The organism is Micromonospora sp. SCSIO 07396 (assembly GCF_053667945.1).
Window position 1 is genome coordinate 1,645,668 of sequence record NZ_CM132210.1, and the last position, 13,758, is coordinate 1,659,425.

General features: G+C 71.7%; 11 protein-coding genes. 4 read left to right on the top strand and 7 right to left on the bottom strand.

Annotated features, from left to right (window positions below):
* The first annotated feature begins 87 nt into the window (after positions 1 to 87).
* A complete protein-coding gene (locus tag ACWCHM_RS07330) occupies positions 88 to 1,137 on the top strand; it encodes an iron-siderophore ABC transporter substrate-binding protein (protein WP_204961709.1) in 1,050 nt (349 codons plus the stop codon).
* Entirely contained in the window at positions 1,134 to 2,045 is a 912-nt protein-coding gene (locus ACWCHM_RS07335; protein WP_454221823.1) for a siderophore-interacting protein, read from the top strand. The genes ACWCHM_RS07330 and ACWCHM_RS07335 overlap by 4 nt, the downstream gene beginning before the upstream one ends.
* On the opposite strand, the gene ACWCHM_RS07340 is transcribed toward ACWCHM_RS07335, so the two are convergent.
* Complete coding sequence (locus ACWCHM_RS07340) at positions 1,987 to 3,018, bottom strand: LacI family DNA-binding transcriptional regulator (protein ID WP_454221824.1); 1,032 nt, start codon at positions 3,016 to 3,018, stop codon at positions 1,987 to 1,989. The two genes, ACWCHM_RS07335 and ACWCHM_RS07340, sit on opposite strands and share 59 nt — an antisense overlap.
* Positions 3,019 to 3,092: 74 nt before the next feature.
* Here ACWCHM_RS07340 and ACWCHM_RS07345 point away from each other — a divergent pair, with 74 nt between their 5' ends.
* Positions 3,093 to 4,085, top strand: coding sequence for a P1 family peptidase (locus ACWCHM_RS07345; protein ID WP_454221825.1), 993 nt, complete (start codon positions 3,093 to 3,095; stop codon positions 4,083 to 4,085).
* 40 nt (positions 4,086 to 4,125) lie between these two features.
* Here the strand turns inward: ACWCHM_RS07345 and ACWCHM_RS07350 are convergent, their stop codons facing one another.
* The 3 genes from ACWCHM_RS07350 to ACWCHM_RS07360 all read right to left on the bottom strand — a co-directional run bounded on the left by ACWCHM_RS07350 (position 4,126) and on the right by ACWCHM_RS07360 (position 7,365).
* A complete protein-coding gene (locus tag ACWCHM_RS07350) occupies positions 4,126 to 4,809 on the bottom strand; it encodes a trypsin-like serine protease (RefSeq protein ID WP_454221826.1) in 684 nt (227 codons plus the stop codon).
* Positions 4,810 to 5,170: 361 nt separating this feature from the next.
* Positions 5,171 to 6,040: an NAD(P)-dependent oxidoreductase gene (locus tag ACWCHM_RS07355; protein ID WP_454221827.1), complete on the bottom strand. Its 870-nt coding sequence runs from the start codon at positions 6,038 to 6,040 to the stop codon at positions 5,171 to 5,173.
* A 119-nt stretch (positions 6,041 to 6,159) separates the two neighbouring features.
* Entirely contained in the window at positions 6,160 to 7,365 is a 1,206-nt protein-coding gene (locus tag ACWCHM_RS07360) for a pyridoxal phosphate-dependent aminotransferase (RefSeq protein ID WP_454221828.1), read from the bottom strand.
* Between the two features lie 375 nt (positions 7,366 to 7,740).
* Between ACWCHM_RS07360 and ACWCHM_RS07365 the strand changes: the two genes are divergently transcribed.
* Complete coding sequence (locus ACWCHM_RS07365; RefSeq protein ID WP_204961716.1) at positions 7,741 to 9,147, top strand: NAD(P)/FAD-dependent oxidoreductase; 1,407 nt, start codon at positions 7,741 to 7,743, stop codon at positions 9,145 to 9,147.
* A 97-nt stretch (positions 9,148 to 9,244) separates the two neighbouring features.
* Here the strand turns inward: ACWCHM_RS07365 and ACWCHM_RS07370 are convergent, their stop codons facing one another.
* Genes ACWCHM_RS07370 through ACWCHM_RS07380 form a run of 3 tightly spaced genes read right to left on the bottom strand, consistent with a single transcriptional unit; the run spans position 9,245 to position 13,757 of the window.
* Positions 9,245 to 10,645 (bottom strand): GH1 family beta-glucosidase, encoded by a 1,401-nt coding sequence (locus ACWCHM_RS07370; protein WP_204961717.1) that lies wholly within the window; start codon positions 10,643 to 10,645, stop codon positions 9,245 to 9,247.
* The gene (gene yicI, locus ACWCHM_RS07375; RefSeq protein ID WP_454221829.1) at positions 10,642 to 12,882 is read right to left on the bottom strand and encodes an alpha-xylosidase; all 2,241 of its coding nucleotides are present in this window, start codon (positions 12,880 to 12,882) and stop codon (positions 10,642 to 10,644) included. The genes ACWCHM_RS07370 and yicI overlap by 4 nt, the downstream gene beginning before the upstream one ends.
* Positions 12,879 to 13,757: a carbohydrate ABC transporter permease gene (locus ACWCHM_RS07380; RefSeq protein WP_204961719.1), complete on the bottom strand. Its 879-nt coding sequence runs from the start codon at positions 13,755 to 13,757 to the stop codon at positions 12,879 to 12,881. The genes yicI and ACWCHM_RS07380 overlap by 4 nt, the downstream gene beginning before the upstream one ends.
* Position 13,758 lies beyond the last annotated feature (1 nt).

Below are 13,758 nucleotides of genomic sequence, written 5' to 3' on the forward strand. Positions count from 1 at the left end.
GTGGAACGTTCCATCACTGGCTAAGGTAAACCTACCCTAAGCCACTGGGAACGTCGTTCTCGCTGCCCCTCCTGAGGATCGAATGCCATGTCACACTCCCGCCCACGCCGGCTGAGCACACTCCTGACCGCCGCCGCACTGGCGCTCGCCCTGCTGGTGGCCGGCGGTTGCGCCGCCGACGGGGCGAGCCCCGCCGACCCCGCGTCCGGCTCGTCCGACGCCGCGTTCCCCACCACCCTCACCCACGCCTTCGGCGCGACCACCCTCACCGCCAAGCCCGAACGGATCGTGGTGGTGGGCCTCAAGGAGCAGGACTACTTCCTCGCCCTCGGCGAGGTGCCGGTGGCGATCCGCGACTGGTACGGCAACATGCCGAATGCGACCTGGCCGTGGGCCCGGGAACGACTCGGCACCGCCAAACCGGAGGTGCTGGCCCGCGCCGAACTCGACTACGAACAGATCGCCGCGCTACGCCCCGACGTCATCGTCGGCCTCTCCTCCGGCATGTCCCGCCAGGAGTACGACCTGCTCACCAAGATCGCCCCCACCGTCGCCCAGCCGGCGGGGGACGGCAGTTGGGCGGTGACCTGGCAGCAGATGACCCGGGCCGCCGGTCAGATCACCGGCCGCAGCGCCGAAGCCGAGAAACTCGTCACCGACCTGGAACAGCGGATCGCCTCGGTCGCCGGCGCGCATCCCCGCCTCAAGGGCGCCAGCACCGTGTTCGCCTCCACCTACGAAGGCCAGTACTACCTGTTCAGCCCCGAGACCACCGCCTCGAAGGTGCTGCTCGACCTGGGGCTGACCATGACGCCCGAGGTCACCACCCTCACCGCGAACGCCAACCAGTCCGCCACCATCAGCCGCGAACGGTTCGACCTGGTGGACGTGGACGTCGCTGTCTGGTCCGAGGCGGCCACCGACCCCGGCGTGACCACCCTGCTCGGCGACCCGCTCTACACCCGGCTGGACGTCCGCACCCAACGCCGGGACGTCTTCCTCGGCACCGAGGCCAACGGCGCGCTGGCGTTCGCCTCCGTGCTGAGCCTGCCCTACGTCCTGGACAAGATCGTCCCCGCGCTCGCCACCGCGGTCGACGGCGACCCGGCCACCGACTCGGAGTTCAGCGCGAAATGACCGACACACTCACCCGTCCCGGCTTCTGGACCGCCACCGTGCACGAGGTCCGCCGGCTGACCCCGCACCTGCAACGGGTCGTCCTCGGCGGCCCCGACCTCGTCCGCTTCCCCGCCCTGGGCCTGCCGGACGAGTCGGTGACGCTCTACCTCCCCCGCCCCGGCGAGTCGGCCCCGCCGCCGATGACCCTGCGCGGCGAGGTGTGGGGCTACCACGACGAGCAGCACCCGCCCATCGGCCGCAACTACTCCGTCCGCGCCGTCGACCCCGCCGGGGCACGGCTGACCATCGACTTCGCCCTGCACGACCACGGCCCCGCCACGTCCTGGGCGCGGCAGGCCGAGACCGGCGCCGGCCTGCTGCTGTGGCGGTGCCGCGCCTGGTTCCGTCCCCCCGCCGACACCCGCTGGCTGGTGCTCGCCACCGACCTGTCCGGGCTGCCCGCCGCGACCCGCGCCGTCGCGGAACGCACCCCCGGCCTCCCGGTACGGGTGCTGGTGGACCTGCCGGACCTGGCCGACGCCCGGGACCTGCTCGCCGCCGCCGGCGACGACCCCACGGTGCACGTCGACGTCCGGGTCGGGGTCGGTAACGGCCGGGGCCCGGGCAGCCTCGTCGACCGGCTGCGGGACACGACCCTGCCCGACGGCCCCGGCTACGTGTGGGTCGCGGGCGAGGCGGGGGAGTGCCGACAGGCCCGGTCCGTGCTGCGCACCGTGCACCGGCTGCCCCGCGACCGCGCCGTCTGCGTGGGCTACTGGCGCACCGACTCCGCCGACTGGGAACGCCGCTACGCCCGCTTCCGTCCCCTGCTCGACCAGGTCTACCAGGACGGCCTCGCGGCCGGACTCAACCCGGTGGAAGCGGGCGACCGGATGGAGGAGGCACTGGAACGGATGACCCGGTGACCGGCCCCCGGGTCGAGTCCCGCCACCACAGGTGGACCGGATGCTCGTAGACCCCACCCGGGCCGCCACCGATCAGCTCGTCGAGCAGGTCGGCGCAGCGGCGTCCGGCGTCCAACGGCGACAGGTCGAGCGCGGTGACCGGCGGCTGGCCCAGCCGCAGGGCGCTCGACTCGGTGGCGCTGGCCAGCAGGACGTCCCGCCCGACCCGACGGCCGAGCCGGTGCAGCACCTGGACGGCCGTCGGCGCGGTGTCCACCGAGGCGCATACCAGGGCGTCCACCCCCGGCCGGGCGAGCACCTGTTCGACCGCCCGGGACACCTCCTGCGGCGACGGCACCCACGGATGGTGCGCCACCACGGCGGCGACGCCGTGCCGGGCGCACCAGTCCCGGTGCGCCGCCGCCAGTTGGGCTGCCCAGTCACCGGTCTCCGGCGGCACCACCAGGGCAGGACACCGGGCCCCGGCCCCGGCCATCCGGTCCAGCAGCCCGGTGAGTGCCCGGTGGTGGTCCGCCCAGAGGACGACGTCCGGGTGCATCCCGGCCGGGGGGCGTTCGAAACACACGACCGGCATGCCACCCTGCATCAGGACCGGCACGAACGCGTCGTCCCGGTGCGGATCGGCCACGATCACCCCGTCGAGCGCCCGGGGCGAGCGGTGTTCCGAGGCGGTCAGGATGGTGACGTCCCGGTCGCGGGCGGCGGCGCGTTCCATGACGCCGAAGACGAACCGCATGTAGAACTCCGACGTGGACGGCACGCCCGGGACGTAGACGCCGATGATGCCGGTCCGCCCGCCCCGCAACTGCCGGGCCGCCCGGTTCGGGACGTACCCCAGTTCCTGCATCGCCGCGCGGACCCGTTCCCGGGTCGCCTCGGAGACCCGGCCGGAACACGACAGCACATTGGAAACGGTGGACTTGCCGACACCCGCCCGGCGCGCGACATCGTGCAGCGTGACGGGACGGGCCATCAACCCAGTCTAGGGAACCGGACCCCGGTCGGGACACGCCACCACCACACCCCCCACGGAAGACGGTGATCCTCATGTCCGAGCACCATCCGGCCCCGCCGCGTACGACGGCACCCGTCGGCAACGACCACCGGCGGCGACCCGCGGTGCTCGGCGCGGCGGGCGACGGGTGGGTCGACTTCGACCTGCCCGGCGTGGCGATCGGCACCGCCGAGTATCCCGACGGCCCGACCGGCGTCACCGTGCTCAGCATCCCCGGTGGCGCGCGGACCGCCGTCGACAAGCGGGGCGGGGCCGTCGGGGTCAGCGGCGGTTTCCCGTACCACCACGCGTTGTGCTTCGCCGGCGGGTCGAGCTTCGGTCTCGCCGCGGCGTCCGGTGTCTACGACGAACTGCTCCGCCGCACCGGCTACGCGACCGATTTCGGCAGCCTGCCGGTGGTGTCCGGGGCCGTCGTCTACGACTTCACCCCCCGGGACAACGCCATCTACCCCGACGCCGGGCTCGGTGCCGACGGGCTGCGCGCGGTACGCGCCGACCGGGTGGCCGTCGGGCGGGTCGGCGCGGGTGTCGGCGCGACCGTCGGCAAGGTCGACAACGCCCGCGCCGAGTGGGGCGGGCAGGGTGCCGCCTTCGCCCGCGTCGGCCCGGCCCGGCTGCTGGTGCTGACCGTGGTCAACGCGATGGGTGTGATCGTCGACCGTGACGGCGGGATCGTGCGCGGCAACCTCGACCCGGCGACCGGCCGGCGTCGCCACCCGGCCGAGGACTACGCCGAGCTGGTCGCGGCGGCCACCCCGGACCTCGCGCCAACGGGTGGGAACACCACCCTGACCGCCGTGGTCACCAACGTCCGGATGACCGACACCGAACTCGGCCAGTTCGCCACCCAGGTGCACAGCTCCATGCACCGGGCCATCCAGCCCTTCCACACCATCGCCGACGGCGACACCCTGTTCGCCCTGACCACCGACGAGGTGACGGTGCCCGCCCCGTCGCTGCGGCTCGGCACGGTCGCCGCCGAGCTGGCCTGGGACGCCGTCCTCTCCAGCGTCAATGCCGCCTGACGGCGACCCCGCCCACGCCGCCCGGACGGTCAGGCCGGGTTCAGTCGATTCCGTCGACCCCGCTGACGCCCTTGATCCAGCCGGCCAGGAAACCGGTGGGAACGGACAGTCCACCCAGGGCGTCGTCGGAGTGGGTGAACACGGCCTGGACACGGTTGTTCTGCCAGACCGCCGCCCCGGAGTCACCGTCCAGGGGAACCCCGTCGAGTCCCTCCAACTCCAGCTCCGAGGCGATGGATCGCTCGACCCGCAGGCTGCACACCCGCAGGGTCGACGCCGGTGGCCCGTTCTCCTCGGTCTGCCCCCAGCCGCGGATGGCTACGGTGACCCCGGTCTTGAGCAGAGCCGTGTCTCGGCTGTAGGGAACGACGAGATTGCTCTGGGTGACGTTCGACGCCAGATGCAGGACCGCCATGTCGTAGCCCTTCGGTGCCGCCGCCGTGCCGTCGACGATGATGCGCTGACCGCTGCCGAGACGCTTGTCGCCCGCCTTGACCACGAGGCGGCTGCTGTCGAGGCAGTGTGCCGCGGTGAGCACGTAGTGCACATGGATGAGCGAGCCGGTACAGCGGAAGTTGGCCCCTCCGTTGTTCCAGATCTGCACCTGCCCGTGCAGTGACGACGTGGTGGTGCCGCCGGCGATCGCCGATGCGGGGGTCTGCGGGCCGACCACCAGCACGGCTCCGCACAGCACGGCGAGAATAGCTCTCCAGAACGGTTTCACCGGAACTCCTCCGTGCATGTGGAAACAGCAGATTCGCGGCAGAAATCGGGAGACGCGGATGGTGTGACGTGCCGTTGTCTCACTCCGGCAGGCACATCCCCGCCCGCCCGGCGCGGTCCGGGCACGCTGTCTGCACCCCGACGAGCCGAACAGCCCGACCGCGCGGTGTCAGCATGCCCGATCCAGGCACCGTCCACAATCACCACTGCGACCCGACGCGCAACACCCGTGCTCCCGTCGCGGGAACCAGGCCGCGAGTTTCCGGCCGTCGTCGTCGCGACCGGTCGGTGACGACGGCCCGCGAGACGCCGCCATGCGACGCCTCACCCACCACCACCGGTAGTCGGCCGCCGGAGCGGCGTCACGGGACGAAGCTGGCGTGGTACGAGGCCGCCATGTCCTCGTCCCCGTGCCCCTGCGCGGCCGCGCGCCGGAACCGCTCCGCACCGGCGGCCAGCACATCGAGGCGTACCCCGTGGTCCTCGCCGGCCGCGACGATCAGCCGGGCGTCCTTCTCGGCGGTCTCCACCGCGAAGCTCGCCGGCGACAACCGGCCCTGCCGGACCAGGTCGGTCTTGGCGTGCAGGTAGCCCATGTCCAGCGGACCGCCCTCGATCACCGCGAAGAACCGGTCCGGGTCGACGCCGAGTGCCCCGGCCAACGCCAGCATCTCGACCGCGCCGTGCGTCACCGTCAGGACCCAACTGTTCGCCACCAGCTTCAACCGGGTGCCGTCGCCCCGCGCGCCGTCCTCACCCAGCCACACCACCCGGGCCGCGATCGCGTCGAACACCGCGGCGAGCCTCTCCCGGCCGGTCTGCGGCCCGGCGGCGAGCACGGTCAGTTGACCGGCCTCGGCGGGCTGCCGGGTGCCGAGCACCGGTGCGTCGTAGAACGCCACCCGGTGCCCGGCGGCGACCTCGGCCAAGCCGGCCGTGTCGGCCAGGCCCACCGTGGTCGTCTGCAACCAGGCCGCGCCCGGCCGCAGCCCGGGTGCGGCCCGCCCGATCACGTCGCGGACGGCTGGCCCGTCGTACAGCATCGTGATGATCACGTCGGCGTCGCGGACGGCATCGGCCGGGGTGTCCGCCACGGTCGCGCCGGTGGCCGCCGCCTTGTCCGGGGACCGGTTCCACACGCGCACGACGTGCCCCGCCCGGACGAGATTGCCGGCCATGGCGGCACCCATGATGCCCGTGCCCAGTACCCCTACGGTCAACTCGTCGGTCATGGGTCCATCCTCGCCCACCACCGGTCGTCGCACCGTGCGGTCGGGGGGTGTCCTCCCCGCCGACCTGGCAGCCCCGTCCGAGCCCCTGGGTGAGGTGTCGCCTGCGGTGGGCCGGCCTCCTACTGCCGGTAGGTGGACAGGAAGGTGCGGATGCGGCCGATCGCGTCGTCGAGGACGTCGGTCGGGGCCAGGAACACCATGCGCAGGTGGTCCGGGGTGTCGATGTTGAAGCCGCTGCCGTGCGAGATCAGCAGGTGCTGCTGCTCCAGCAGGTCGATCACGAGCTTCTCGTCGTCGTGGATCTTGTGGACGGCCGGGTCGAGGCGGGCGAAGAGGTAGAGCGCGCCCTCCGGCTTGACGCAGTCGACGCCGGGGATCGCGACGACCTCGCGCCAGGCGTGGTCGCGCTGTTCCAGCAGCCGCCCGCCGGGCCGGATCAGCTCGTCGATGCTCTGGTAGCCGCCGAGCGCGGTCTGGATGGCGTGCTGGGCGGGCACGTTCGGGCAGACCCGGAGGTTGGCCAGCAGTTGCAGCCCGCTCACGTAGTCGGTGTCGGTGCCGGTGAACCCGCTGGTGGCCAGCCAACCGGAGCGGAAGCCGGCGGCCCGGTAAACCTTCGACAGGCCGCCCATGCTGACCACCGGCACATCCGGGGCGAGTGCCGCGAGCGTGTGGTGGGTGGCGCCGTCGTACACGATCCGGTCGTAGATCTCGTCGGCGAAGATCATCAGGCCGTGCCGGCGGGCCAGTTCGATCATGCCGAGCAGGGTCTGCTCCGAGTACACCGCGCCGGTCGGGTTGTTCGGGTTGATCACCACGAGGGCGCGGGTGCGTTCGGTGATCCGCGAGGCCAGGTGCTCCAGGTCGGGCTGCCAGCCGGCGCTCTCGTCGCAGCGGTAGTGCACGGCCTGCCCGCCGCACAGGTTCACCGCGGCGGTCCAGAGCGGGTAGTCCGGGCTGGGCACCAGCACCTCGTCGCCGGAGTCGAGCAGCGCCTGCAACACCATCATGATCAGTTCGGAGACGCCGTTGCCGAGCAGCACGTCGTCCGGCTGGACGCCGGTCACGCCCAGGTTCTGGTAGCGCTGGGCGACGGCGACCCGCGCCGAGTAGATGCCCCGGGCGTCGCTGTAGCCCTGCGCCTCGACGAGGTTCTGCACCACGTCGGCGACGATCGGCGCGGGGGTGGCCAGCCCCCAGGGCGCCGGGTTGCCCAGGTTCAGCTTGAGGATCCGGTGGCCGGCGGCCTCCATCTCCTGCGCCCGCCGCAGCACCGGGCCCCGGATGTCGTACCGGACGCTCTTCAGCCGTTTGGCCTGCCGCATCGGACCCCCTCGACCACCTGGACACTTTGCCCCGGAAAGCACCCTAGTACGGCCACCGGACGGGTGGCTGCTCCGGCCTGCCGCCGCAGCCTGCCGGGTTACGGAGCGTAGCGGTGCCCGCACCGATATTCATGTACGATCGTCTATCTCATTCGTGCGAGGACGGGGATGCTTGTGCTGCTTCGTTCGTCATCGGATTCGACCCGTACGGCGCGCGACCGCCGGTACGGGACCCACGGCACCCGCCGGCCGGATCCGACCGTGACCGGCACCACCCCCTGATTCCGTCGGCGGCCCCGGTGGCCGCCGTGGAAACGCGCGTCGTCGTGCACCATCCCTGCGTGGCTACGGCCGGAACGGCAAGGTGGCAGAGACATGAAGGTCCTCGTGATCGGTGGTGGCCCCGCCGGGAGCACCGCGGCAACGGCGATGGCCCAGGCCGGCCTCGACGTGCGACTCGTCGAGAGCGCGCACTTCCCGCGATACCACGTGGGGGAGTCGCTCACCCCGTCGTGCCGGGTGGTGCTGGACGCCATCGGCATGTCGAAGATCCTCGACGACCACGGCTTCGTCAAGAAGAACGGCGGCGTCATCCACTGGGACGACGACCAGTGGACGTTCGACTGGCAGGCGCAGTCCGGGGTGCAGTCGTGGCAGGTCGACCGCAGCGAGTTCGACGCGCTGCTGCTGGAACACGCCCGCAGCAACGGGGTCGCCGTCACCACCGGGGTCACCGGTCGGTCGGTGCGCTTCGCCGACGGCCGGCCGGTGGCCGTGGAGTGCACCCCGGACGACGGCGAACCGTTCACCATCGACGACTTCGACTTCCTGGTCGACGCCACCGGGCGCAACGGGCTGCTCAGCGCCCGGCACTTCGGCAACCGTGAGCCGCTGAACAACCTGCGCAACGTCGGCATCTGGGGCTACTGGACCGGTGCCACGCTGCTGCCCGAAACGCCGTCCGGAGGGATCAACATCATCTCCTCGCCGGAGGGCTGGTACTGGGTGATCCCGATGGCCGGCGGGCGGATGAGCATCGGCTACGTCACCACCAAGGACGCCTTCGCCCGGGACCGTCACGAGCACCAGTCGTCAGACGACCTGTACCGGCACCTCATCGCGGTCTCGCCGACCATCGCGGGCCTGACCGCGGGGGCGGAGTTCCTCGGCGTGACGAGGGTCGAGACCGACTACTCGTACATCGCCGACCAGTTCTGCGGGCCGGGTTACGCGATAGTGGGCGACGCGGCGTGCTTCCTGGACCCGCTGCTGTCCACCGGCGTGCACCTCGCGCTCTACAGCGCGTTGACCGCCGCCGCATGCGTCGCCTCGGTGGACCGTGGTGAGGTCGACGAGGCCGAGGCGCTGAGGTTCTTCGAGTTCGCCTACCGGCGCGCGTACATGCGGCTGTTCGCGCTGGTGACCATCATGTACGAGCGCTACCTGGGCAAGGACGGCTTCTTCCGCACCTCCGACCGGCTGATCGGCGACGAGCAGTCCGCACAGCCGGACGCCGACGTCTCCTCCCGCTCCTTCGCGGAGATCATCGGTGGCCTGTCCGACCTGCGGGAGGCGGCCGACTCGTCCACCCGCGTCATCACCGACCGGCTGCGGGAGGAGGCGGTGCGGGCGCAACTGCAGGTGGTGCACGCACCCGGCTCCGACGGACCCGACTTCACCCCGGTCCGGGGCGACCCCCTGTCCGACGCGGAGTCGGCCGACTACCGCCTCGTCACCAGTCCCCGGCTCGGCCTCGAACGGGTTCGCGCGGCACGCCCCTGAACCGCGCCGCCGGCCGCCAGGGTGCCGGCCGGGACGACGCGGGGTGCCCCGGCCGGACGGCCGGGGCACCCCGAGGTCCCACCGGGAAGCTGCCGACCTACCCGTCCAGCTGGCCGGTGGCGACCAGCCGGCGGTACCAGTGGGCGCTGTCCTTCCAGGTGCGCTCCTGGGTGTCGTAGTCGACCCGGATGATGCCGAAGCGGCGGTCGTAGCCGTAACCCCACTCGAAGTTGTCCAGCAGCGACCAGACGAAGTATCCCCGCACGTCCACGCCCTGCGCGCGGGCGTCGGCCACCGCGCCGATGTGCCGGCGCAGGTAGTCGATCCGCCGGTCGTCGTGGACCCCTGCGTCGGCCGACACCACGTCGTCGAACGCCGCGCCGTTCTCGGTGATCATCAAGGGCTGGCCCGGGTAGTCGTGCCGCAGCCGCAACAGCAGCTCGGTCAGGGCCGGCGGGTCGATGTTCCACCCCATCGCCGTGTACGGGCCGGGCTGCGGCAGGAAGTCGACGTCCTCGGCCCCCACCCACGGCGAGTGGGCCGACGCGCCGTGCCCGTCGGCGGCCGAGCGGGCCGAGTGCCCGTCCCAGGCGCGGACCAGGGTGCTGGAGTAGTAGTTCACCCCGAGCACGTCCAGCGGCACCGCGATCAGCTTCTCGTCACCGGAACGCACGAACGACCAGTCGGTGACGGCGGCGGTGTCGGCCAGCAGGTCGGCCGGGTACGCCCCCTGAAGCATCGGGCCCAGGAACGCCCGGTTCGCCAGCGCGTCGATCCGCCGGACCGCGTCGGCGTCGGCGGCCGACCCGGACGCGCCCCGCACGACGTGCAGGTTCAACGTCACCGATAGCTCGGCGCTCGGCGTCAGCTCCCGCACCACCCGCCCGGCCAGGCCGTGCGCCAGGTTCAGGTGGTGCACCGCCGCCAACGCCGCCGCCGGTTCGGTGCGGCCGGGCGCGTGCACGCCGGAGCCGTACCCCAGGTACGCCGAGCACCACGGTTCGTTGAGCGTCGTCCAGGTGTGCACCCGGTCGCCGAGCGCGCCGACGATCCCCGCCGCGTACTCCTCGAAGCGCAGCGCCGTGTCCCGCGCCGGCCAGCCGCCGGCGTCCTCCAGTTCCTGCGGCAGGTCCCAGTGGTACATGGTCGCCACCGGTCGGATGCCGCGCTCCAGCAGCCCGTCGACCAGCCGCGCGTAGAAGTCCAGGCCGGCGGGGTTGAACCGGCCGGAACCGCCAGGCTGCACCCGGGGCCAGGAGATCGAGAAACGGTACGCGGACAGCCCCAGCGCCGCGATGTGGTCCAGATCCTGCGGCCACCGGTGGTAGTGGTCGGCGGCCACGTCGCCGGTGTCGCCGTTCAACGTCCGCCCGGGGGTGTGGCTGTAGGTGTCCCAGATGGACCGACCCCGGCCGTCCTCGGTGGCCGCGCCCTCGATCTGGTACGCCGCCGTCGCCGACCCCCAGACGAAGCTCTCCGGGAAGTTGCGTGCCGTCATCGTCCCGCCCTCTCCGCGCCGACCACCACGCAGTGGTACGCCGACGACTCGCCCGCCACCAGTTCGGCGGTCGCCACCCCGCCCCGGAATCCCACCTCGAACTGCGCACCCGGGCCCCCGTCGGGCGACGGGATGCGCACCCGCTGCCGTTGCCCCTCGGCCGGCGCGTAGAGCCGTAGCTCCACCCCGTCGGCCCAGGCGTAGTCGGGCCGGTCGCAGCGCGATCCGAACCCGATGACCGCACCGGGCCGGGCGAGCACCGGCAGGCTGTCGTACCCGTGTTTCTCGGTCACCCACGCCGGGCCGGTGAGCTGCGCCCCGGTGACCAGGTGGGTCCAGGTGCCGGCGGGCACGTAGAAGGTGACCTGCCCGTCGGCGCTGAGCACCGGCGCGACCAGCACGTCGGGGCCGAGCATGTACTGCCGGTCGAGGTGCGCCACGGCCGGGTCGTCCGGGAACTCCACGATCATCGGGCGCATCATCGGGATCCCCTCCCGGTGCGCCTCCTCGGCCGTCGCCGCCAGGTACGGCATCAGGCCGAGCTTGAGCCGGGTGAAGTGACGCAGCACGTCCACGGCCTGCTCGTCGTACGCCCACGGCACCCGGTACGAGCCGGAGCCGTGCAGCCGCGAGTGCGACGACAGCAGGCCGAACGCGATCCACCGCTTGAACACCGCCGGGTCGGGGGTGCCCTCGAAGCCGCCGATGTCGTGACTCCAGTAGCCGAACCCGGACGACGCCAGGGACAGCCCGCCGCGCAGCGACTCGGCCATCGCGACGAACGTCGACTCGCAGTCGCCACCCCAGTGCACCGGGAACTGCTGGCCGCCGGTGGTGGCCGAGCGGGCGAACAGCACCGCCTCGCCCTCGCCCCGTTCGGCCTCCAGCAGTTCGAAGACCGCCTTGTTGTAGAGGTAGGAGTAGTAGTTGTGCATCCGCTGCGGGTCCGACCCGTCGTGCCACACCACGTCGGTCGGGATCCGCTCGCCGAAGTCGGTCTTGAAGCAGTCGACGCCCATGTCCAGCAGCGCCCGCAGCTTGCCGGTGAACCAGGCCACCGCGTCGGGGTTGGTGAAGTCGACGAGTGCCATACCGGCCTGCCACTTGTCCCACTGCCACACCGACCCGTCCGGGTTGCGCACCAGGTAGCCGGCCTGGCGGCCCTCCTCGAACAGGTACGACCGCTGGGCGATGTACGGGTTGATCCACACGCACACCTTCAGGCCGCGTTCGTGCAGCCGGCGCAGCATGCCCTCCGGGTCGGGGAAGGTCGCCGGGTCCCAGACGAAGTCGACCCAGTGGAACTGGCGCATCCAGAAGCAGTCGAAGTGGAACACCGACAGCGGCAGGTCCCGTTCGGCCATCCCGTCGACGAACTCGGTCACCGTCTTCTCGTCGTACGACGTGGTGAACGACGTGGACAGCCACAGCCCGTACGACCAGGCGGGCACCCGGGCCGGGCGGCCGGTCAGCGCGGTGTAGCGGCGTAGCACGTCCTTCGGGGTGGGCCCGTCGATGACGTGGTAGGTCAGCGACTGGCCCTCGACGCTGAACTGGGTCTGCGCGACGACCTCCGAGCCGACCTCGAACGACACGTGCTCCGGGTGGTCCACGAACACCCCGTAGCCGGCGCTGCTGAGATAGAACGGCACGTTCTTGTACGCCTGCTCGCTGGCGGTGCCGCCGTCGGCGTTCCACACGTCGACGGTCTGCCCGTTCTTGACGAACGGGCCGAACCGTTCGCCCAGCCCGTACACCGTCTCGCCGACGCCGAGCGCGAGCCGTTCGTGCACGTACCGGCGGCCCTCGCCGTCGGTGACGATGCCGATGCTGCGCCCGGTGGACGCGGTGACCAGCCGGTCGCCGTGCCGGAACTCGACCCGCCAGCCGTCGACCAGCGCGACCCGCACGGTGAGCTCGCCGGTGGTCAGCGACGCGCTGAGCCCGGTGATGTCGACGGTGACCGGGTGCGTGTCGTTGGTGTCCAGCCCGAAGCGGGGTTCGCGGGGCAGCCCGCCGCTGTGGTGGCCGATGGTCACCCCGACCACGCCGGGTGCGGGGGAGAAGAAGCGGACGGTGACGACCGGCCGGTTGAGCGTGTCGCCCCGGCCGTTGATCTGACCGGCCGGCGCGAAGACGGTGAAACCGCGGTCGTCCGGTTCGACCGATTCGACAGTGCCGGGGCGCAGCACGCTGACCCCCGGGCGCAGTTGCCAGTACCCGTCGGTGAACTTCACTTCTCGGCTCCTGCCGTGATGCCGCGCGCCAGGGTGCGCTGGAAGATGAGGAAGAACAGGATGGCCGGCACCAGGCTGATCAACGCGCCGGCGTTGGTGGTGGGGGCGTCCATCAGGCGGTCACCCTGCAACGACGCGAGGGCCACCGGGATGGTCTGGGTCTGGTTGTCGATCAGCATGACCAGCGGGATGAGGAACTCGTTCCAGGTCCAGATGAAGAAGAAGATGAGCAGCACGGCGAGGGTGGGCCGCAGGTTGGGGAAGACCACCCGCCACAGCACCGTCCACCTGCCGGCGCCGTCGAGCGCGGCGGCCTCCAGCAGTGCCCGGGGGAACGTGCCCAGCACCGAGGCGAGCAGGTAGGTGCCGAACGCGCTCTGGATCACGGTGAAGATGATGATCACCGACAGTCGGGTGTTGTAGAGGCCGATCTCCTTGGCGACGTAGTACAGCGGATAGATCAACGCCTCCTGCGGCAGCATGTTGGCCAGCAGGAACACCCCGACGATCCAGAGCCGGCCGCGGACCCGGCCGATGCCCAGCGCGTACGCGTTGAGCAGCGACACGACGACGCCGAGCACCGCCACCGACCCGGCGATGAGCGCCGAGTTCCACAGTTTGAGCGGGAAATTCACCTCCGACCAGTACGTCCGCAGACCCGTGGTGTAGAACTCCGACGGCCAGCTCAACGGGCCGCCCGACGAGTAGTCCCCGGGCGACTTGAACGCGTTGAGCAGCATGAACGCGAACGGCACCAGCATGACCAGCGCGCCCACGGTGACCCCGGCGAGCACCACCCAGCGGCTGACGCCCCGGTGGTGGCGGTCGCGCACCTTCTTCCGGCGGACCGGGACCTTGGCGATCGTCACGGTCATC